Source organism: Streptomyces sp. NPDC029292 (assembly GCF_055569295.1).
Genome location: NZ_JBVHXR010000012.1, coordinates 60,679 through 79,630, shown reverse-complemented (window position 1 = coordinate 79,630; position 18,952 = coordinate 60,679). Strand labels below are relative to the sequence as shown.

Sequence of the window (18,952 nt, the reverse complement as noted above, 5' to 3'; positions counted from 1 at the left end):
CTAGCAAGCGCTTCCCAGCACTTCCCAGTGCTGGGAAGCACCCAGGTCAGTGGCCGGAAGTGACCTTCAGCCCCACCACGGCCACCAGCAGCAGAATCCAGGCCACGAGAGGCACCTCCGTCTGTGGAGCAACAGGGGTGCGTCGTCTTTGCGAGGTCCCGGTACGGCGCGTCTCGTCGGGCTCCTTCAAAGGTAGCAAAGGGGCAGCAAAAGGGGCCGGTGACGATGGTCACCGGCCCCTTTCGGCTGCGATTTGCAGGTATCTACAGGTACAGGCCGGTCGAGTCCTCGGAGCCCTCGAAGCGGTCCGCGGCCACGGCGTGCAGATCCCGCTCGCGCATCAGCACGTACGCGATCCCGCGCACCTCGACCTCGGCGCGGTCCTCGGGGTCGTAGAGGACGCGGTCGCCCGCTTCCACCGTCCGTACGTTCTGCCCGACCGCGACGACCTCGGCCCACGCGAGCCGCCGGCCGACGGCCGCCGTCGCGGGGATCAGGATGCCGCCGCCGGAACGCCGCTCGCCCTCGGCGGCGTCCTGCCGGACCAGCACGCGGTCGTGCAGCATCCGGATGGGCAACTTGTCGTGGTGGATGCTCTGCTTGTCCCGATTGGCGCTCACACCCCGAACCTACCTGCCTTTTACCTTCCCGTACGCAGCCGGGTCAGCGCTTGCGCCGCCGCGAACCGACGGCGAGCAACCCCACGAGCCCGACGACGACAAGGGCGACGGGCACGATGCGCTCGAGCCGCGGGGCGCCCTCCTCGGTGACGAGCTGACCCTTCACATCGCTGACGACGCGGTTGACGCCGACGTAGGCGCGGCCGAGCGTGTGATCGATCTTCGAGGCGACCTTGGCCTTGGCGTCGCCGACGATCGTCTTCGGGTGCACCCGCACGCCGATCTCGTCGAGCGTCTCGGCGAGGGTTTCGCGGCGGCGCTTGATGTCCGCCTCGATCTGCGCCGGAGTCCTGGTATCCGACGTTCTCGACGTATCCGACACCGCGCTGCCTCCGTGGTCGTGTTCTGACTCATGCCCCCGACAGTCTGTCAGCTCGGGCCGCCGCGCACCCCTCGGCACCCCCATTACGCTCGTTCCGTAGTTCCGCAACCAATCCCGGCCACGTGAGGTACCGATGAGCGAGCGACTCCAGCCCGGCGACACCGCCCCCGCCTTCACCCTGCCCGACGCCGACGGCAACGAGGTCTCCCTCGCCGACCACAAGGGCCGCAAGGTCATCGTCTACTTCTACCCGGCCGCTCTGACCCCCGGCTGCACGAAGCAGGCCTGCGACTTCACGGACAACCTCGACGTCCTCGCGACCGCCGGCTACGACGTCATCGGCGTCTCCCCCGACAAGCCCGAGAAGCTCGCCAAGTTCCGCGACAAGGAGAACCTGAAGGTCACGCTCGTCGGCGACCCCGACAAGACGGTCCTGCAGGCGTACGGCGCCTTCGGCGAGAAGATGAACTACGGCAAGACGTACGTCGGCGTCATCCGCTCCACGGTGATCGTGGACGAGGAGGGCAAGGTCGAGCGGGCCTTCTACAACGTGAAGGCGACGGGACACGTGGCGAAGATCATCAAGGACTTGGGGATCTAAGACTTGGGGATCCAAAGCCTCGGGTTCCAAGCCCTCAGGACCTGAGGCCGGAGAGGAACCCAGACGCCAGGAGCCAGGTCCGGTCACCCCGCCGCCGGCCTGCGCTCCTCGGGCGTCCGACATTCCGGACGTGACCATCCGATAAACGGTTCGTTACTCCGTGCGAGGTCACGAACGTGTGGCCGGGAACGGAGGGGTGCATGACTGCACAATCACAGGATGCCAACGCGAGTGGCGGGCGGTACGACAGGAACGGTCTGGCCGTGGCGATCAGCAGCGTCCGGTCGTGGAACGGGCTGATGCAAGCGCTTGGGCTGAACCAGAGTGGCGGACAGCGGCGCGTGCTCCAGGAGAAAGTCGCGGCGTATGGCATCGACACCAGCCACTTCGCCAAGCGCAGTCCGTGGCGCAAGTATCCCGATGCCGCCATCGCCGAAGCCGCCTCATCGTCGTCATCGCTGCGCGAGGTCGCGGTCAAGTTGGGCGCCACTCCCGCCACTGGCACGCTCTCGCACATTCGACGCCGCATCGCTGCGTCGGGCATCGACATCAGCCACTTTCCCAACATCGACCGGCCAGCCCTGGACCTGCCCTTCACCCGCGAAGAGCTGCAGGCGGCAGCCGCTACCGCTCGGAGCATGCGCGGCGTGGCACGCGCACTGGGCGTGCCGGACGACAGCCGCTCTCGCGACACGCTGGCGCGCATGCTGCGTGAACACCGCATCAGTACGGAGCACTTCGCCTACGCCCGACTGAGGATTTCCGAGGACGCCCTGCGCGAGATCGTGCCCCGGGCGACGAGTTACGCGGACGTGATGCGAAGCCTCGGCCTCGCGGTCGACGACACTAACCATCGGCGCGTCCGACGGACCGCAGCCAGGTTTGGGCTCGACACCAGCCACTTCAAGCGACGCTCGTGGGGGAAGGCACCCGAAGCGGCGCCGCCACCGATCGCGCATCGTGTGCTCGTCGTGCTGCCCGAGCACTCGGCTCGAACCAACCGAGCCCAGCTCCACAGGGCGCTGTCGGAAATCGGAATGCCGTATTCGTGCGCAAGCTGCGGCAATTGCGGCGAGTGGCTGGGCCGCACCATCACGTTGCAGATCGATCACATCAACGGGGACTGGCACGACAACCGCCGGGAGAATCTGCGGTACCTGTGTCCGAACTGCCATGCATTGACGGAGACGTGGTGCCGCAGAAAGGAGCCTGGCCACCTCGCGGGGTAACCCACGGCCGCCGTACACTGAGTGCCGCTGGCCGAGTTCAACGGCCAGCGGTTGGCGGCGGTGGTGCAAAGGTGACACAGCTGGTTTAGGTCCAGTGACCCGTGACAGGGTTTGAGGGTTCGAATCCCTTCCGCCGCACTGTCGAAACGGCCTGCGCCCCTGCCGGGGCGCAGGCCGTTTCCGCTCAGCCCAACAACTCCCGCACCACAGACACCAACGCCCTGAACGCCTTCCCCCGATGGCTGATCGCGTTCTTCTCCTCGGCGGACAGCTCCGCGCACGTCCGTGTCTCCCCCTCCGGCTGGAGGATCGGGTCGTAGCCGAAACCGTTCGTGCCCACAGGCGCGTGACGCAGCGTCCCCCGCAACTGCCCCTCGACGACCCGCTCCGTGCCGTCCGGCAGGGCGAGCGCCGCCGCGCAGGCGAAGTGGGCGCCCCGATGCTCGTCGGAGATGTCGCCCAGCTGGGCCAGGAGCAGTTCCAGGTTCGCGCGGTCGTCCCCATGTCGCCCCGCCCAGCGGGCGGAGAAGATGCCGGGGGCGCCGTTGAGGACGTCGACGCAGAGGCCGGAGTCGTCGGCGACGGCCGGGAGGCCAGTGGCCTGGGCGAGGGCGTGGGCCTTGAGGAGGGCGTTCTCGGCGAAGGTGACGCCGGTTTCCTTGACGTCGGGGATGTCGGGGTAGGCGTCCGCGCCGACGAGGTCGTGGGTGAGACCTGCGTCGGCGAGGATCGCCTTCAGCTCGGTGATCTTTCCGGCGTTGCGGGTGGCGAGGATCAGGCGGGTCATGGCCACCAGTATCCAAGGGCCCGGGGAACTCCGGTTACGGCGATTACGGCGTGCAGACCTTCGTCAGTTCGCCCGCCGCGTCCGTGACCGGGCTGATGTCGGGGGTCTGGTCGCCGTTCTTGACGGCCGTACGGACGTTTCCGACGGCCTTCTCGAGGTCGTCGACCGCCTTGTTGACATCGGCGTTGTCGGTCTTGTCGCCGATCTTGTCGAGGTTGTTCTCGATCGAGTTGAGGGACTCGTCGGTCTGCGTCGGGTCGTTCGCCGCGTTCTCGACGGCCTGCTGGAGGTCGGTGACGCTGTCGGCTATGGAGTCGGCGGTCTGGACGCAGTCCAGGGCCTTGCCGACGGCGTCGCAGCCGACCACCGCCGGCAGGGCGACGAGCGCGGCGACTACGGCGAATGCGGCGATGCGGCGACGGTGGCGCGCGGCCATGGAACGGTCCCTCCCCGTGGGCATGATGTGGTCCGACCCCGTGGTGCGGTCGGCTCGACCCGTCACCGGGTCGGTTCGCCCCCGTGACGTGGTCGGCGGGCGCACGGCTGGACCGTACGCCCGTACCCATAAGAACGCGAAGGGTTATCCCGCGGTTGCCTCGAGGGCCGCCCGCTGGATCGCGGCGAGCTCGTCGCAGCCCGCGACGGCCAGGTCGAGCAGGGAGTTGAGCTCCTTGCGGTCGAAGGGCTCGGCCTCGGCGGTGCCCTGGACCTCGACGAAGCGGCCGTCGCCGGTGCAGACGACGTTCATGTCGGTGTCGGCCTTGACGTCCTCCTCGTAGCAGAGGTCGAGGAGGGGGATTCCGCCGACGATGCCTACGGAGACGGCGCTCACGGTGTCCGTCAGCGGCTGTCGGCCGGCCTTCACCAGCTTCTTGCCCTGGGCCCAGGTGACGGCGTCGGCGAGGGCGACGTATGCGCCGGTGATGGCGGCGGTACGGGTGCCGCCGTCGGCCTGGAGGACGTCGCAGTCGAGGACGATGGTGTTCTCGCCGAGCGCCTTGTAGTCGATGACGGCGCGCAGGGAGCGGCCGATGAGGCGGGAGATCTCGTGGGTGCGGCCGCCGATCTTGCCGCGGACCGACTCGCGGTCGCCTCGGGTGTTGGTGGCGCGCGGCAGCATCGAGTACTCGGCGGTGACCCAGCCCTCGCCGCTGCCCTTGCGCCAGCGCGGGACGCCTTCGGTGACGGAGGCGGTGCAGAAGACCTTGGTGTCGCCGAAGGAGACGAGGACGGAGCCCTCGGCGTGCTTGCTCCAGCCACGCTGGATGGTGATGGGGCGCAGCTGTTCGGGGGTGCGGCCGTCGATTCGAGACATGCGGATGAGCCTAGCCGTATACGGGTGAGGGGCTGCCGCCGGTAACGGAAGCAGCCCCTCAGGGGTGAGCGGAGCCTTGTGGGCTCTGCCGCTCACATCATGTCTTCGATCTCCCCGGCGATCGGATCGGCGTCGGTGCCGATGACGACCTGGATGGCGGTGCCCATCTTGACGACTCCGTGGGCGCCGGCGGCCTTCAGGGCGGCCTCGTCGACCTTGCTCGGGTCGTGGACCTCGGTGCGCAGGCGGGTGATGCAGCCCTCGACCTCTTCGATGTTGTCGATGCCGCCGAGCCCGGCGACGATCTTCTCAGCCTTGGTGGCCATGTCCTTACTCCCTGATCCGAACCGCTTTGTCGCAGTAACCCACAGTTGGCCCATCTTCGCGAGCGGCCATGTCGTACGTACCGAATGATGGCGATCACGACAGCGCAACCGTTCCTCGACTGGTCTACACCAGTCGAGGAACCGTAGCCAAACCGGCCTGCCCGGAGGACGTTCATGAGTGCCGACAGCGCCGCCGCGCCCGCGAGGGCCCGCTGGAACAATCTGTTCCAGGGACTGCAGAAGATGGGTCGCAGCCTCCAGCTCCCCATCGCGGTGCTGCCGGCGGCGGGCATCCTCAACCGGCTGGGCCAGCCGGACGTGTTCGGTGCGGACGGGCTCGGCTGGGACAACGTCTCCAAGGTCATGGGGGCCGCCGGTGGCGCGCTCCTTGACGGTTCGCTCGGGTTGCCGATGCTGTTCTGCGTCGGCGTGTCCATCGGTATGGCGAAGAAGGCGGACGGTTCCACCGCGCTCGCGGCGGTCGCGGGGTTCCTCGTCTACTTCGGTGTGCTGCACGCGTTTCCGGAGCGTTGTGCGCAGCAGGCGAAGGTCATCCAGAACGTCGGCTGCCAGGGAGCCGACCAGGTCGTGACGGCGTTCACGTACCAGAATCCTGGAGTGTTCGGCGGCATCCTCATGGGGTTGATGACCGCGTACTTCTGGCAGCGTTTCCACCGCACCAAGCTGGTGGACTGGCTCGGCTTCTTCAACGGGCGCCGGCTGGTGCCGATCATCATGGCGTTCGTGGCCATCGTGTTCGCCGCGCTGTGTCTGTGGATCTGGCCGCCGATCGGTGACGGTCTGGAGAACTTCAGCGACTGGCTGGTGAGTCTGGGCGCCTGGGGTGCGGGTGTGTTCGGTGTGGCCAACCGGGCGCTGCTGGTGATCGGTCTGCATCAGTTCCTGAACGTGCCCATCTGGTTCCAGTTCGGCAGCTTCACCAAGCCGGACGGTCAGGTCGTGCACGGTGACATCAACATGTTCCTGGCGGGTGACCCGAACGCGGGGCAGTTCACCTCCGGGTTCTTCCCCATCATGATGTTCGCGCTGCCGGCCGCCGCGCTGGCCATCGCGCACTGCGCAAAGCCGCATCGGCGCAAGGAGATCGGCGGCATGATGCTCTCCGTGGCGCTGACGTCGTTCGTCACGGGCATCACCGAACCGATCGAGTACTCCTTCCTGTTCATCGCGCCGGTGCTCTACGCGATCCACGCGCTTCTCACCGGCGTTTCCATGGCGGCGACTTGGGGTCTTGGCGTGCACGACGGCTTCAGTTTCTCGGCCGGTCTGATCGACTACGTCATCAACTGGAACCTGGCGACCAAACCCTGGGCGATCATCCCGATCGGGTTGTGCTTCGCGGCCGTGTACTACGCGATCTTCCGCTTCGCGATCACCAGGTTCGACCTCAAGACTCCGGGGCGGGAGCCGGAGGAGGAGGTCGAGGACACCACCAAGGCGTAGGCGCTCCGCTGGGGGCGGGGTACGGAGCTGCGAGCCCCGGGTCACAGGACCCGGGGCTTTCGTCATGCCTGGAACCGCTTCCTCCTTTTATGGCCCAGGCCACAAAATTCGCGGGTTCCTTATCCAGCCTTCACCGTGCTACAACAGGTCTACACCACTGAGTGGTGTAGACCACGCCGTCCCCCACCCCCTGTCCCTGGGCGGCGCCTTGCCCTCCCCCAGCCTCCGGCCGGGGGACCCCCTGGAGGAAGTTGTGACCACGGCCAGCGCCGCTCCCGCGGCCGACAAGAAGAAGGGCGCCGGCGCGATGGCTGTTCTGCAGCGCATCGGCCGCAGCCTGATGCTGCCGGTCGCCGTTCTGCCCGCCGCCGCGCTCCTCGTGCGCCTCGGCAACACCGACATGCTGGGACGCGAGTCCTTCCCCTCGTTCCTCACCAAGATCGCCGGTTTCATGTCGGCCGGTGGCAACGCGATTCTCGACAACATGGCGCTGCTGTTCGCCGTGGGCATCGCGATCGGCTTCGCGAAGAAGTCGGACGGCTCCACCGCGCTCGCAGCCGTGGTCGGCTACCTGGTCTTCAAGAACGTGCTCGCCACGTTCACCGACAAGAACCTGCCGAAGGTCGCCACGGCCGTCGACGGCAAGGTCGTCATGGTCGACGCGCCGGTGGACGCCAAGGTCCTCGGCGGTGTGGTGATGGGCATCGTCGTCGCCCTGCTCTACCAGAAGTTCTACCGGACCAAGCTGCCGGACTGGGCAGGCTTCTTCGGCGGCCGCCGGCTCGTCCCGATCCTCTCCGCGTTCGCGGGCCTGCTGATCGGCATCGTCTTCGGCTACATCTGGCCGGTCCTCGGCACGGGTCTGCACAACTTCGGTGAGTGGCTGGTCGGTTCGGGCGCCGTCGGCGCGGGCATCTTCGGTGTCGCCAACCGTGCGCTGATCCCGATCGGCATGCACCACCTGCTGAACTCGTTCCCGTGGTTCCAGGCGGGCGAGTACCACGGCAAGAGCGGTGACATCGGGCGCTTCCTGGCCGGTGACCCGACCGCCGGACAGTTCATGACCGGCTTCTTCCCGATCATGATGTTCGCGCTGCCCGCCGCCTGCCTCGCGATCGTGCACTGCGCCCGTCCCGAGCGCCGCAAGGTCGTCGGCGGCATGATGTTCTCGCTCGCGCTGACCTCCTTCTTCACGGGTGTCACCGAGCCGATCGAGTTCACCTTCATGTTCATCGCGCCGGTCCTGTACGCGATCCACGCGGTGCTCACCGGTGTCTCCATGGCGCTGACCTGGGCGCTCGGCATGAAGGACGGCTTCGGCTTCTCGGCCGGCGCGGTCGACTTCGGCCTGAACCTCGGCATCGCGACCAACCCGTGGGGCCTGGTCCTGGTGGGCCTCTGTTTCGCGGCGGTCTACTACGTGGTCTTCCGCTTCGCGATCACGAAGTGGAACCTGCCGACGCCGGGCCGCGAGTCCGACGAGGAGCTGGCGGAGCTGCAGAAGGCCGAGGCCAAGTAGCCTCCCCCATCACACGCCGAGGCCCCCGGAACCAGCTGGTTCCGGGGGCCTTGTCGTGCGTGCGGGCGCGGGCGTCAGATCTCGTACGACAGCCGCGGCATCGCCAGTTCCGCCGGACCCGCGTACACGGCGCGCGCGTCGGTCAGGTTGATCTGGGGGTCCGTCCACGGCGGAATGTGGGTGAGCAGGAGGCGGCGGGCGCCGGCGCGGGTGGCGGTCTCGCCTGCCTCGCGGCCGTTGAGGTGGAGGTCGGGGATGTTCTCCTTGCCGTGGGTGAACGCGGCCTCGCAGAGGAACAGGTCCGTGTCGCGGGCGAGTTCGTCCAGGGCGTCGGTCACGCCGGTGTCCCCCGAGTACGTCAGCGACCTCCCGTCATGCTCGATGCGGATGGCGTACGCCTCCACGGGGTGGCGCACCCGCTCCGTGTGCACGGTGAACGGGCCGATCTCGAAGGTGCCCGGCTTGACCGTGTGGAAGTCGAAGACCTCGCTCATCGAGGAGGCGGAGGGCGTGTCGGCGTAGGCCGTGGTCAGGCGCTGTTCGGTGCCCTCGGGTCCGTAGACCGGGAGTGGGGCGCAGCGGCCGCCGTCGTGGCGGTAGTAGCGCGCGACGAAGTACGCGCACATGTCGATGCAGTGGTCGGCGTGCAGATGGCTGAGGAAGATCGCGTCGAGGTCGTAAAGACCGCAGTGGCGCTGCAGCTCGCCAAGGGCACCATTGCCCATGTCGAGAAGCAGCCGGAAGCCGTCGGCCTCTACGAGGTAGCTCGAGCAGGCCGATTCCGCGGACGGGAACGACCCCGAGCAGCCGACGACGGTGAGCTTCATAAGAGCTGGAACCTCCGCGCTGGCAGGAAGTGCAGAGAGTAGATGCGGGGTGCAGGTACTCGGATGCAGATACGGGAACGGGGGTCGTGCGGTCCGTCGAGCGTAAGGCGCAAAAGGGCCGGTCGCTCCTCTGCCAGGGGCCGTTGTGGGCGAACTCACCTGTGGTGTCACCGGTTCGGATGGACGTGAGCCGGGTGGGTCGTTGAGCCAGGGGAGCGGGCGGGAGTACGCGCCGGTACCTTCTTGGTATGGACACGTCCTGGTGGCTCGCGCTGGCAGCGGTGGTGCTGCTCGCGCTGGTCGCGACGCTGGTGGACGGCTGGGGGCGCCGCGGGCGCCGGCCGGCCGGGCGTACGCGTCCGCCGGGGCGGCCGGGTAGGCGTCGGCGGGGGGCGGAGCGGCCTCGGGCGGCGGAGATCTGGTGGGCGAACGTTCCGTACGAGGACGGGCCGGGGGGCAAGGACCGGCCGTGTCTGGTGCTCTCGGTGCGCGGTAACCGGGTGACCGTCGCGAAGATCACCAGCAAGTATCACGATGAGCGGGCCGGGGTGATTCCGTTGCCGCCGGGGGCTGTGGGGGATGCCCACGGGCGGGCGAGCTTCCTGGAGACGGATGAGCTGCGGGAGGTGCCGGTGTGGGACTTTCGGCGCAGGGTGGGTGTCGTGGATCCGGTGTTGTGGGATCAGGTGCGGTATCTGGCGGGCTGAGGGTGAACGGCCTCGTCCTCAAACGCCGGACGGGCTAAGAATCAGCCCCTCCGGCACTTGAGGAGCGGGGTCTGGGCGGAGCCCCAGGAAGGGACGGGTAGGGGCGGAGGGGGCGAAAACCCCACCCCCCGCACACCCCTACGCCCAGAGCTGCCCCTGCAACGTCTCGATCGCTTCCTCCGTCGTGGCCGCCGTGTAGACGCCCGTCGAGAGGTACTTCCAGCCGCCGTCGGCGACGACGAAGACGATGTCCGCGGGCTCGCCCGCCTTGACCGCCTTGTTGCCGACCCCGATCGCCGCGTGCAGCGCGGCCCCCGTGGAGACGCCCGCGAAGATGCCCTCCTGCTGGAGGAGCTCGCGGGTGCGGGTGACCGCGTCGGCGGAGCCCACGGAGAAGCGGGAGGTCAGGACGGACGCGTCGTAGAGCTCGGGGACGAAGCCCTCGTCGAGGTTGCGGAGGCCGTAGACCAGGTCGTCGTAGCGCGGCTCGGCGGCGACGATCTTGACGCCGGGCTTGTGCTCGCGCAGGTAGCGGCCGACGCCCATGAGCGTGCCCGTGGTGCCCAGGCCCGCCACGAAGTGGGTGATCGACGGGAGGTCGGTCAGGATCTCCGGGCCGGTCGTCGCGTAGTGCGCGCCCGCGTTGTCGGGGTTGCCGTACTGGTAGAGCATCACCCAGTCCGGGTGCTCGGCCGAGAGTTCCTTCGCGACGCGGACCGCCGTGTTGGAGCCCCCGGCCGCCGGGGAGGAGATGATCTCCGCACCCCACATGCCGAGCAGGTCACGCCGCTCCTGCGAGGTGTTCTCCGGCATCACGCACACCATGCGGTAGCCCTTGAGCTTCGCTGCCATGGCGAGGGAGATGCCGGTGTTGCCGGAGGTCGGCTCGAGGATCGTGCAGCCGGGTGTCAACCGGCCGTCCTTCTCCGCCTGTTCGACCATGTGCAGCGCGGGCCGGTCCTTGATGGAGCCGGTCGGATTGCGGTCCTCCAGCTTCGCCCAGATGCGGACGTCCGCGGACGGCGAGAGCCGCGGAAGGCGCACCAGAGGGGTGTTGCCCACCGCGGCGAGCGGGGAGTCGTAGCGCATGAGTGATCAGCAGCCGATCAGGCCATGCCACCGGCGACGGCCGGCAGGATCGTGACGTTGTCGCCGTCGGTCAGCTTGGTGTTGATGCCGTCGAGGAAGCGGACGTCCTCGTCGTTCAGGTACACGTTGACGAAGCGGCGCAGCTCGCCGCCGTCCACGATGCGGGCCTGGATGCCCGCGTGGCGGGTCTCGAGGTCGGCGAAGAGCTCGGCAAGGGTCGCCCCGCCGGCCTCTACGGCCTTCTCGCCGCCGGTGTAGGTGCGGAGGATGGTGGGGATGCGGACCTCGATGGCCATGGTTGCGGGCTCCTGTCGGAAGGAAAGTCGGTCGGTGGGCGCGCGGCAGCGCGGGAAAAGCGAGGGGTACGCCGGTTGCGGAGCCGCGGCTCACGGCCGTACGGCGGCGGCAGGGTCAGCGCGTACAGATGGCGCTCTGCAGCCTGCACAGGTCGACGTGCAGCCGCGCCACGAGCAGCGTGCCCGGCGTCTTGTCGCTCACGTCGTGGGAAACCATGAGCTCATCGTATCGATTCCCGGTCCGGGTCCCGGAGTGTGATCTCAGATACCGGACGTTTTTCGGTCGGTGGGTGAGATCAGGGGTGGGATCAGGGGCGGTATCAGGGGTGTGATCAAGGGTGTGATCAGGGGTGGGATCAGTAGGCCTCCACGACCTTGACCTCCTCCTCCGTCACCTCACCCTCCACGATCCGGTACGAACGGAACTGGAAGGGGCCCGCGTCGTCCGCGTCGGCCGTGGAGACCAGTACGTAGTGGGCGCCGGGCTCGTTCGCGTAGGAGATGTCCGTGCGGGACGGGTACGCCTCGGTCGCCGTGTGCGAGTGGTAGATGACGACCGGCTCCTCGTCGCGGTCGTCCATCTCGCGGTACAGCTTCAGCAGGTCGCCGGAGTCGAACTCGTAGAACGTGGGCGAGCGGGCGGCGTTGAGCATCGGGATGAACCGCTCGGGGCGGCCGGTGCCCACCGGGCCCGCGACGACGCCGCACGCCTCGTCGGGGTGGTCCTGGCGCGCGTGCGCGACGATCTGGTCGAAGAGGGCCTGGGTAATGGTCAGCATGCTGGTCAGGATAAGCAGAAGGGCCGCCCCGTACCGAGGTGTGGTACGGGGCGGCCCATATGCCGGACGCCTGGAGCGGCGACCCGAGGGGGGTGGACGTCCTGAGCGGCGACCCGAGCGGGCCGGACGTCCGTGGGAGTCGGTCAGCCGACCTTCTCGAACGTCGGCTCGCGGCGCTCGGTGACCTGCGGGTTCCGTGCCTTGAGGACGGCCCAGCCGATGCCCAGCGCGACGGCCCAGCCGGCCATCACGTAGAGGCAGACGCGGGAGTCGGCGTCGTACGCGATGAGGCCCGTGACGAAGAGCAGGAACACGACCGCGATCCAGCTGCACTTCGCGCCGCCCGGAGCCGGGAAGGAGGACGCGGGCAGGCGCCCGGCGTCGACCGCGCGGCGGTACAGGATGTGGCTGATCAGGATCATCAGCCAGGTCCAGATGCCGGCCGCGGTGGCCACCGAGGTGACGTAGCCGAAGGCCTTCTCCGGGACGATGTAGTTCAGGATCACGCCGATGCCCATGAAGAGCATGGAGACGGTGATGCCGATCGCCGGGGTCTTGGTCGAGGAGAGCTTGTTGAAGACCCTCGGGGCCTCACCGTTGTCCGCCAGGGTGCGCAGCATGCGGCCCGTGGAGTACATGCCGGAGTTGCAGGAGGACAGGGCGGCGGTCAGGACCACGAAGTTGACGATTCCGGCGCCCGCCGGGATGCCGATCTTCGCGAAAGCCTCGACGAAGGGGCTGACGCCCGGTGCGAACTCCGTCCACTTCACGACGCAGAGGATGACCGAGAGCGCGCCGACGTAGAACAGGGCGATGCGCCACGGGAGGGTGTTGATCGCCTTGGGGAGGGTCTTCTCGGGGTTCTCGGACTCGCCCGCCGTGACACCGACCAGCTCGACGGCGAGGTAGGCGAACATGACGCCCTGCAGGGTCATCAGGGACGAGCCGATGCCCTTGGGGAAGAAGCCGTCGAAGGCCCAGAGGTTGGACACGGCGGCCGTGTCGCCCGCGGAGCTGAAGCCGAAGGTGAGCACGCCGAGGCCGATCACGATCATGCCGATCAGGGCGGTGACCTTGACCATCGAGAACCAGAATTCGATCTCGCCGAAGAGCTTCACCGAGATCAGGTTGGCCACGAAGAGAACGATCAGGAAGACCAGGGCCGTCACCCATTGCGGGATGGACGGGAACCAGTAGTTGACGTAGATCGCGGCGGCGGTCAACTCCGCCATGCCGGTGACCACCCACATCAGCCAGTACGTCCAGCCGGTGAAGTAGCCGAAGAACGGGCCGAGGAATTCGCGGGAGTACTCCGCGAAGGAGCCCGAGACCGGGCGGTACAGGAGCAGCTCGCCGAGCGCCCGCATGATGAAGAAGATGATCACGCCCGCGAGGGCGTACATGAAGATGAGGCTGGGTCCGGCCTTGGCGATGTTCGCCCCGGCACCCAGGAACAGGCCGACGCCGATGGCGCCGCCGATCGCGATCATCTGGACCTGACGGCTGCCGAGCCCGCGCTCGTACCCCTCTTCGGGGGCGTCGCCGCCCACGGCCTCACTGCCGTCGTAAGCCTTGTCGACCTGCGATGAGGTCATGTGTGGTGCGCCTTTCTCCATGCCGGTCCGAGCCAGTCCCTTGGCTTCGGATCGGGTTCCGATCCCCCCGGATACGTGGAGCTGTGCCTGGCCGGCGGTCCGCCGGCTCGGTGGCGCACCCGGCAGGGACATGGGTGGTGTCCTGTCGGGCGGTCGTGAAGATTTATCACGGCCACAACATTGATCGGCCGGGAGTGATGTAAGGCACGCCACAGGGAAAAGCGGACAAACGACTACCTAGGGCCACGGAACAGGCCACAGCGGTGACACGATCGTTATCCGGATTTGAGCGTCCGCTGAGCGAACGCGCGGGGAGCCGCGGACTACGACGCGCGGAGGGCACGGACTACGACGCGCGAGAGCGCGGGCTACGGCATCAGTGTCTCGACGAGCGTCTCCTGGAGCCCGCCCAGCCAGAGGTACGCCATCACCATCGGCTTGCGCGGGTCCTCGTCCGGGAGCCGGTAGAGGAGGTCGGTGTCCTCCTCGTCGACGACGTCGAGCCGGGCGCCGATCGCCAGCCGCAGGTCGTTGAGGGCGCGCAGCCACTGCTCGGACTCCTCGGCGGACAGCTTGAGAACCGCGCCGCCGTCACCCCCCGTGGCGAGCGCGTCGAGGGAGCGGATCACCGCGAGGGCGTTCTCCCGCTTGCCCGCGCGCAGGTCGTTCTCGGTGAAGCGGCGGAACTCGGCGGAGTGCGCGCGCTGCTCCTCGGCCTGCTCGGGCGAGGCGGCCTCGACGTCGGGGCCGCTGTAGGCGTCCGGGAAGAGGCGTTGCAGCACGGGGTCGGAGGGCGGCTCGCTGGGGCCCTCGGCGAACAGCTCGGCGAGCGGGTCGTCGGGGGCGTTCTCGGCGGGGCCGGGACCGACGAGCTCCAGGAGCTGCACGGCGAGGGAGCGGATGATCGAGATCTCGACCTCGTCGAGCGCGACGGCCGCGCCGCCGCCGGGGATCGGTTCGAAGTGTCCTGGCATGGAGTGAGTTCGCTACTTCCGGTCCTGCGCCAAATGTGCGGGCTGTGCGGGCTGCTTCCGGTCCTGCGCTGAAGGTGCGGGCTGTGTGCGGCTACTTCCGGTCCTGCTGAAGGGTGGCCCACAGACCGTAGCCGTGCATGGCCTGTACGTCGCGCTCCATCTCCTCGCGCGTGCCGCTGGAGACGATCGCCCGGCCCTTGTTGTGGACGTCGAGCATGAGCTTGGTGGCCTTGTCCTTGGTGTAGCCGAAGTACGACTGGAAGACATAGGTCACGTAGCTCATGAGGTTGACCGGGTCGTTGTGGACGATCGTGACCCAGGGGACGTCCGGCTCAGGTACGGCGAAGACCTCCTCCGCCGACTCGGTCTTTTCGATCTCTAGGGGTGCGGGAGCCGTCACACCGCCCATGCTGCCACCAGAGGGGGGCACCCGCACAAATGGACCCCCGAAATCCGAGCCGCCCCCAGAAATCGTCAGAGTGACGAGATGGGAGTACGATCCCGTCCTATGAACACAGCGGACCTTGGGCTGCCGGTGGATGTTCCGTCGACGGCGCTCTTCACGGACCAGTACGAGCTGACGATGCTGCAGGCCGCGCTGGCCGGGGGGACCGCCGAGCGGCGCTCGGTCTTCGAGGTCTTCACCCGGCGGCTGCCCGACGGGCGGCGGTACGGGGTCGTGGCGGGCACCGGGCGCGTCCTCGACGCCGTCGAGAACTTCCGCTTCGACGCGGACGTCCTGGGCTATCTGCGCGAGCGGAACATCGTGGACGAGCCGACTGTCGAGTGGCTCGCCTCGTACCGCTTCAGCGGGGACATCTGGGGCTACCCCGAGGGCGAGGTGTACTTCCCCGGCTCGCCGATCCTGCGGGTCGAGGGCTCCTTCGCGGAGTGCGTGCTGCTGGAGACGGTGATTCTCTCCATCCTCAACCACGACTCGGCGATCGCGGCCGCCGCCTCCCGGATGGCCTCCGCCGCGGGTGACCGGCCGCTGATCGAGATGGGCGCCCGGCGCACCCATGAGCTGGCCGCGGTGGCCGCGGCGCGGGCTGCGTACGTCGGCGGGTTCGCGACCACCTCCGACCTGGCCGCCGGTTTCCGCTACGGGATTCCGACCGTCGGCACCTCCGCGCACGCCTTCACGCTGCTGCACGACCGCGAGCGGGACGCCTTCCAGGCCCAGGTGAACTCGCTCGGCCGGGGCACGACGCTGCTCGTGGACACCTACGACGTCGCCGAGGCGGTCCGGATGGCCGTCGACGTCGCCGGGACCGACCTCGGTGCCGTGCGGATCGACTCCGGTGACCTGCTGCTCGTCGCGCACCGGGTGCGGCAGCAGCTGGACGAGCTGGGCGCGACCAAGACGAAGATCATCGTGACCTCCGACCTGGACGAGTACGCGATCGCCTCGCTGGCGGCGGCGCCCGTGGACGCGTACGGCGTCGGCACCCAGTTGGTGACGGGATCCGGCCATCCCACCTGCTCCATGGTCTACAAGCTGGTCGCCCGCGCCGAGTCGGCCGACCAGAAGGCTCCGCTGGAGGCCGTGGCCAAGAAGTCCTCCGGCGGCAAGACGTCCATCGGCGGCCGCAAGTGGGCCGCGCGGCGCCTCGACGAGCACGGGGTCGCCGAGGCCGAGGTGATCGGCACCGGGCCGGTCCCCGTTGAGCTGGCCGACCGGCAGCTCCTGGTCGAGCTGATCAAGGGCGGTCAGGTCGTCGCCCGCGAGGCCCTCGACGTCGCACGCGACCGGCACGCGGCGGCCCGCGCCAACCTGCCGCTGTCGGCGACGCAGCTCTCGCGCGGGGAGCCGGTGATTCCGACGGAGTACATCTGAGACGTGGGCGGGGGTGAGCCGGGGGTGTCGCGCGAGCGGCGCCCCAGGGGCCCCACCAGGCCCGTCCGGCCCTTCCCGCGCGGCCACGCATGAACACCCGGTGAGCGGGAATGCAACGGCAGCGTGCCCGAGCAGCCCGCCGTAGCCAAATGCCCCCTCCCGCACCGCGCTTGAAGTCTCTAGGCTCGGTAGTTCAACGGCCGGGCCCGCACTCGTATCGCCGACCCCATAGTCGAAGGACACCGACCATGCGCCGCGCCTTGATCGTCGTAGACGTGCAGAACGACTTCTGCGAGGGTGGCAGCCTCGCGGTGGCCGGGGGTGCCGATGTGGCCGCCGCCGTCACGGAGCTGATCGGGCAGGCGCCCGCCGGCTACCGCCATGTCGTCGCCACCCGCGACCTCCACATCGCCCCCGGCGGCCACTTCGCCGACAACCCCGACTTCGTCCACTCCTGGCCCGCGCACTGCGTGGCCGGCACGGAGGGTGTGGGCTTCCATCCGAACTTCGCCCCGGCCGTCGCCTCCGGCGCGATCGACGCCGTCTTCGACAAGGGCGCCTACGCGGCGGCGTACAGCGGCTTCGAGGGCGTCGACGAGAACGGCGTCTCGCTGGGCGACTGGCTGCGGGCCCGCGAGATCGACGAGGTCGACGTCGTGGGCATCGCCACGGACCACTGCGTGCGCGCGACCGCGCTCGACTCGGCCCGCGAGGGGTTCCGTACGCAGGTCCTGCTCGACCTCACGGCCGGGGTGGCCGAGGAGACGACCGAGCGGGCGCTGGAGGAGCTGCGGGCGGCCGGGGTGGAGCTTTCGGGCAAGCCCGTCGTCTAGTCGGTCCGGGTTTTGCGAACGCCACCCGGAGTTCGCGCGCGCTGAAGATCTTTAGAGATTCTTTGCCCCGCTTTGACGCGGTATTGCACCTCCCCCACATCTCCCCACCTTGATCATTCCTATGGCCATCCTGGGAATGATCTGTGTAATCTCCAAGCCGTCGGGGGGCGGGGGAAGATCATCGACCACGCAGGTAAAAGGCTTCTACAGGCGTGCCCGGAAACGGGCGCCACTCCTCGAGCATTCGCAAGTGCAATCTACGGATTCTCTTCGGGGACTGTCGCCTTAGGAGTCACTTCGATGTCAGCACCGCTGCGCAGACGCAGATCCACGGCCTTGATACGCCTGTTGCAGATCTTCGCGATATGCGCCGCCTTCGTCTCCGTCCACTTGAGCACCGCCGCCCCCGCGCAGGCGTACACACACCTGTGCGGAAGTTTCTACGGCGTGGACGGCAACGACCCGATCTCGTACCGCTACTACTCGGTCAGCACCACCTACTACAACGCCTTCAACAGCGCCCAGGGCCGCTGGGACGACACCAGCGCCACCGGCTTCTTCCGGTACGAGAAGAGCAACAGCGACCCCGAGATCGAGGTGCGCGACACCTCCTACGCCTGGAGCGACTGGGCGCGCACCTCGTGGCAGGGCTGCACCTTCGGCTACTGGAGCTACGACGAGGTCTACATGGCCTTCAACACCCGCACGATGTCGGGCCTGACCGCGCGCGAGAAGAAGATCGTGGCCGAGCACGAGCTGGGCCACGCCTACGGCCTCAACCATGTCTCGCTGACCTGCTCCAACCCCGGCCCGGCGGTCATGCGCCAGGGCGAGGGCAAGTTCGGCTGCGGCGGCGACGGACCCTGGTACGACGACGTGCAGGGCGTCAAGGCCAACTACTGAGGCAACGGAGGAGAGCTGTGAACAAGACCATGCGCGTTCCCGCAGTCGTCGGCCTGGCGCTCGCCTGTCTGACCGCCTGCTCCGGCCCCGGCTCCACGGCGTCCGGCGGTGACGGCAGGACGCAGGTGGAGGCGGACTACGCCACGTATGCCAGCGCCGAGGAGGTCACCACCGTCGCGGACATCGCCATCACCGCCGCGGTGCTGAGCATCGAGACGCGGGAGTGCGACGACGGCGGCGAGTCCGCGTCCGAGCCCGCGATCGACCCGACGGCGTCGGACGCCGTCGACACCAACCCCGACCCCTCGGCCAGCTCCTCGCCCGCCCCGACGTCGACGCCGTCCGGCGTCGCCGGCGACGGCCCCGGCGGTGCCGAGTGCATGCCGATGGTGTTCCTCAAGGTCCGGGTGTCCGGGATGATGAAGCGCGGCTTCGGCGTCAGCGACGGCGACGAGATCATCATCGGCAACATCGACACGGACGCCGTGTCGATGGAGGGCACCACCCCGATCGCCGTCGGCAAGCAGTACGCCCTCTATCTGACCCAGCTGGCCGCGGGCGACCACCCGGGCATCACCTCGGTGCCCACGTTCTGGATCCCCGTCGGCGGCAACCAGGGCATCTTCACCCTCGGCAAGGGCAGCGTCCAGCCGGCCTCGGCCAACATCGTGGGGCTCACCGCCGCAGACGCCAAGAAGGTGCGCCGGAGCCCGGGCACCACGACGGGTGGCCGCAAGTTCACGACGACCGTCGCCGGGCTGAAGAAGGCGGCCCTGGTGGCCGCCGCCAAGCAGCACGCCCGGTCGAGCAAGAAGAAGTAACCGGCGGTCCCGCTCCCCGGGTGGCCCGCGCCGTCGTACGGCGCGGGC

At 68.5% G+C, this 18,952-nt stretch carries 23 protein-coding genes, 1 tRNA gene and 1 riboswitch; of the genes, 10 read left to right on the top strand and 14 right to left on the bottom strand.

The genetic code is table 11. From position 1 onward, the window contains the following. Window positions 1-136 precede the first annotated feature (136 nt). Window positions 137-198, bottom strand: a riboswitch (guanidine-III (ykkC-III) riboswitch). Window positions 199-263: 65 nt separating this feature from the next. Continuing rightward, entirely contained in the window at window positions 264-566 is a 303-nt protein-coding gene (locus tag ACZ4WS_RS25425; protein WP_467984011.1) for a GroES family chaperonin, read from the bottom strand. A 97-nt stretch (window positions 567-663) separates the two neighbouring features. Continuing rightward, window positions 664-1,002 (bottom strand): DUF3618 domain-containing protein, encoded by a 339-nt coding sequence (locus ACZ4WS_RS25420; protein ID WP_467983651.1) that lies wholly within the window; start codon window positions 1,000-1,002, stop codon window positions 664-666. A gap of 133 nt (window positions 1,003-1,135) precedes the next feature. On the opposite strand from ACZ4WS_RS25420, the gene bcp reads away from it, so the two are divergent. The 3 genes from bcp (at window position 1,136) to ACZ4WS_RS25405 (ending at window position 2,970) form a co-directional block, all read left to right on the top strand. After that, the gene (gene bcp / locus ACZ4WS_RS25415) at window positions 1,136-1,603 is read left to right on the top strand and encodes a thioredoxin-dependent thiol peroxidase (protein ID WP_467983650.1); all 468 of its coding nucleotides are present in this window, start codon (window positions 1,136-1,138) and stop codon (window positions 1,601-1,603) included. Between the two features lie 263 nt (window positions 1,604-1,866). Beyond that, window positions 1,867-2,832: an HNH endonuclease signature motif containing protein gene (locus ACZ4WS_RS25410; protein ID WP_467983648.1), complete on the top strand. Its 966-nt coding sequence runs from the start codon at window positions 1,867-1,869 to the stop codon at window positions 2,830-2,832. A gap of 54 nt (window positions 2,833-2,886) precedes the next feature. Further along, window positions 2,887-2,970, top strand: a tRNA-Leu gene (locus tag ACZ4WS_RS25405). 46 nt (window positions 2,971-3,016) lie between these two features. On the opposite strand, the gene rdgB is transcribed toward ACZ4WS_RS25405, so the two are convergent. The 4 genes from rdgB to ACZ4WS_RS25385 form a co-directional block, all read right to left on the bottom strand. Beyond that, window positions 3,017-3,619, bottom strand: a complete 603-nt coding sequence (gene rdgB / locus ACZ4WS_RS25400) for an RdgB/HAM1 family non-canonical purine NTP pyrophosphatase (protein WP_467983646.1) — start codon at window positions 3,617-3,619, stop codon at window positions 3,017-3,019. 43 nt (window positions 3,620-3,662) lie between these two features. Continuing rightward, the gene (locus tag ACZ4WS_RS25395) at window positions 3,663-4,055 is read right to left on the bottom strand and encodes a hypothetical protein (protein ID WP_467983644.1); all 393 of its coding nucleotides are present in this window, start codon (window positions 4,053-4,055) and stop codon (window positions 3,663-3,665) included. Between the two features lie 144 nt (window positions 4,056-4,199). Then, on the bottom strand, window positions 4,200-4,934 hold the full coding sequence (gene rph / locus ACZ4WS_RS25390; protein WP_467983642.1) for a ribonuclease PH: 735 nt from the start codon (window positions 4,932-4,934) through the stop codon (window positions 4,200-4,202). 92 nt (window positions 4,935-5,026) lie between these two features. Beyond that, a complete protein-coding gene (locus ACZ4WS_RS25385; protein WP_467983640.1) occupies window positions 5,027-5,260 on the bottom strand; it encodes a PTS sugar transporter subunit IIB in 234 nt (77 codons plus the stop codon). Between the two features lie 174 nt (window positions 5,261-5,434). On the opposite strand from ACZ4WS_RS25385, the gene ACZ4WS_RS25380 reads away from it, so the two are divergent. After that, window positions 5,435-6,724, top strand: coding sequence for a PTS transporter subunit EIIC (locus ACZ4WS_RS25380; protein WP_467983638.1), 1,290 nt, complete (start codon window positions 5,435-5,437; stop codon window positions 6,722-6,724). A gap of 253 nt (window positions 6,725-6,977) precedes the next feature. Continuing rightward, window positions 6,978-8,243, top strand: a complete 1,266-nt coding sequence (locus tag ACZ4WS_RS25375) for a PTS transporter subunit EIIC (protein WP_467983636.1) — start codon at window positions 6,978-6,980, stop codon at window positions 8,241-8,243. A 74-nt stretch (window positions 8,244-8,317) separates the two neighbouring features. Here the strand turns inward: ACZ4WS_RS25375 and ACZ4WS_RS25370 are convergent, their stop codons facing one another. Next, window positions 8,318-9,070 (bottom strand): MBL fold metallo-hydrolase, encoded by a 753-nt coding sequence (locus tag ACZ4WS_RS25370; protein ID WP_467983634.1) that lies wholly within the window; start codon window positions 9,068-9,070, stop codon window positions 8,318-8,320. A gap of 248 nt (window positions 9,071-9,318) precedes the next feature. Between ACZ4WS_RS25370 and ACZ4WS_RS25365 the strand changes: the two genes are divergently transcribed. After that, entirely contained in the window at window positions 9,319-9,777 is a 459-nt protein-coding gene (locus ACZ4WS_RS25365; RefSeq protein ID WP_467983632.1) for a type II toxin-antitoxin system PemK/MazF family toxin, read from the top strand. Window positions 9,778-9,915: 138 nt separating this feature from the next. On the opposite strand, the gene ACZ4WS_RS25360 is transcribed toward ACZ4WS_RS25365, so the two are convergent. From ACZ4WS_RS25360 to clpS, 7 genes are all read right to left on the bottom strand, one after another. Then, window positions 9,916-10,866 carry a PLP-dependent cysteine synthase family protein gene (locus ACZ4WS_RS25360; protein WP_467983630.1) on the bottom strand — a complete coding sequence of 317 codons (951 nt, stop codon included), beginning with the start codon at window positions 10,864-10,866 and terminating at the stop codon, window positions 9,916-9,918. Between the two features lie 17 nt (window positions 10,867-10,883). Then, entirely contained in the window at window positions 10,884-11,162 is a 279-nt protein-coding gene (locus tag ACZ4WS_RS25355) for a MoaD/ThiS family protein (RefSeq protein WP_467983629.1), read from the bottom strand. Window positions 11,163-11,277: 115 nt separating this feature from the next. Further along, the gene (locus ACZ4WS_RS25350; protein ID WP_467983627.1) at window positions 11,278-11,379 is read right to left on the bottom strand and encodes a putative leader peptide; all 102 of its coding nucleotides are present in this window, start codon (window positions 11,377-11,379) and stop codon (window positions 11,278-11,280) included. Between the two features lie 139 nt (window positions 11,380-11,518). Further along, window positions 11,519-11,941, bottom strand: a complete 423-nt coding sequence (locus ACZ4WS_RS25345; protein ID WP_467983626.1) for a M67 family metallopeptidase — start codon at window positions 11,939-11,941, stop codon at window positions 11,519-11,521. Window positions 11,942-12,084: 143 nt separating this feature from the next. Further along, complete coding sequence (locus tag ACZ4WS_RS25340) at window positions 12,085-13,536, bottom strand: amino acid permease (RefSeq protein WP_467983624.1); 1,452 nt, start codon at window positions 13,534-13,536, stop codon at window positions 12,085-12,087. A 368-nt stretch (window positions 13,537-13,904) separates the two neighbouring features. Further along, the gene (locus ACZ4WS_RS25335; protein ID WP_467983623.1) at window positions 13,905-14,510 is read right to left on the bottom strand and encodes a DUF2017 domain-containing protein; all 606 of its coding nucleotides are present in this window, start codon (window positions 14,508-14,510) and stop codon (window positions 13,905-13,907) included. Between the two features lie 91 nt (window positions 14,511-14,601). After that, on the bottom strand, window positions 14,602-14,919 hold the full coding sequence (gene clpS / locus ACZ4WS_RS25330) for an ATP-dependent Clp protease adapter ClpS (protein WP_467983621.1): 318 nt from the start codon (window positions 14,917-14,919) through the stop codon (window positions 14,602-14,604). Between the two features lie 99 nt (window positions 14,920-15,018). Between clpS and ACZ4WS_RS25325 the strand changes: the two genes are divergently transcribed. The 4 genes from ACZ4WS_RS25325 to ACZ4WS_RS25310 all read left to right on the top strand — a co-directional run bounded on the left by ACZ4WS_RS25325 (window position 15,019) and on the right by ACZ4WS_RS25310 (window position 18,904). After that, window positions 15,019-16,347: a nicotinate phosphoribosyltransferase gene (locus tag ACZ4WS_RS25325; RefSeq protein WP_467983619.1), complete on the top strand. Its 1,329-nt coding sequence runs from the start codon at window positions 15,019-15,021 to the stop codon at window positions 16,345-16,347. Between the two features lie 248 nt (window positions 16,348-16,595). Further along, window positions 16,596-17,180: an isochorismatase family protein gene (locus ACZ4WS_RS25320; RefSeq protein WP_467983617.1), complete on the top strand. Its 585-nt coding sequence runs from the start codon at window positions 16,596-16,598 to the stop codon at window positions 17,178-17,180. Between the two features lie 300 nt (window positions 17,181-17,480). Next, entirely contained in the window at window positions 17,481-18,083 is a 603-nt protein-coding gene (locus ACZ4WS_RS25315; protein WP_467983615.1) for a zinc metalloprotease, read from the top strand. Between the two features lie 17 nt (window positions 18,084-18,100). Continuing rightward, window positions 18,101-18,904, top strand: a complete 804-nt coding sequence (locus tag ACZ4WS_RS25310; protein WP_467983614.1) for a hypothetical protein — start codon at window positions 18,101-18,103, stop codon at window positions 18,902-18,904. The last annotated feature ends 48 nt before the right edge of the window (window positions 18,905-18,952 follow it).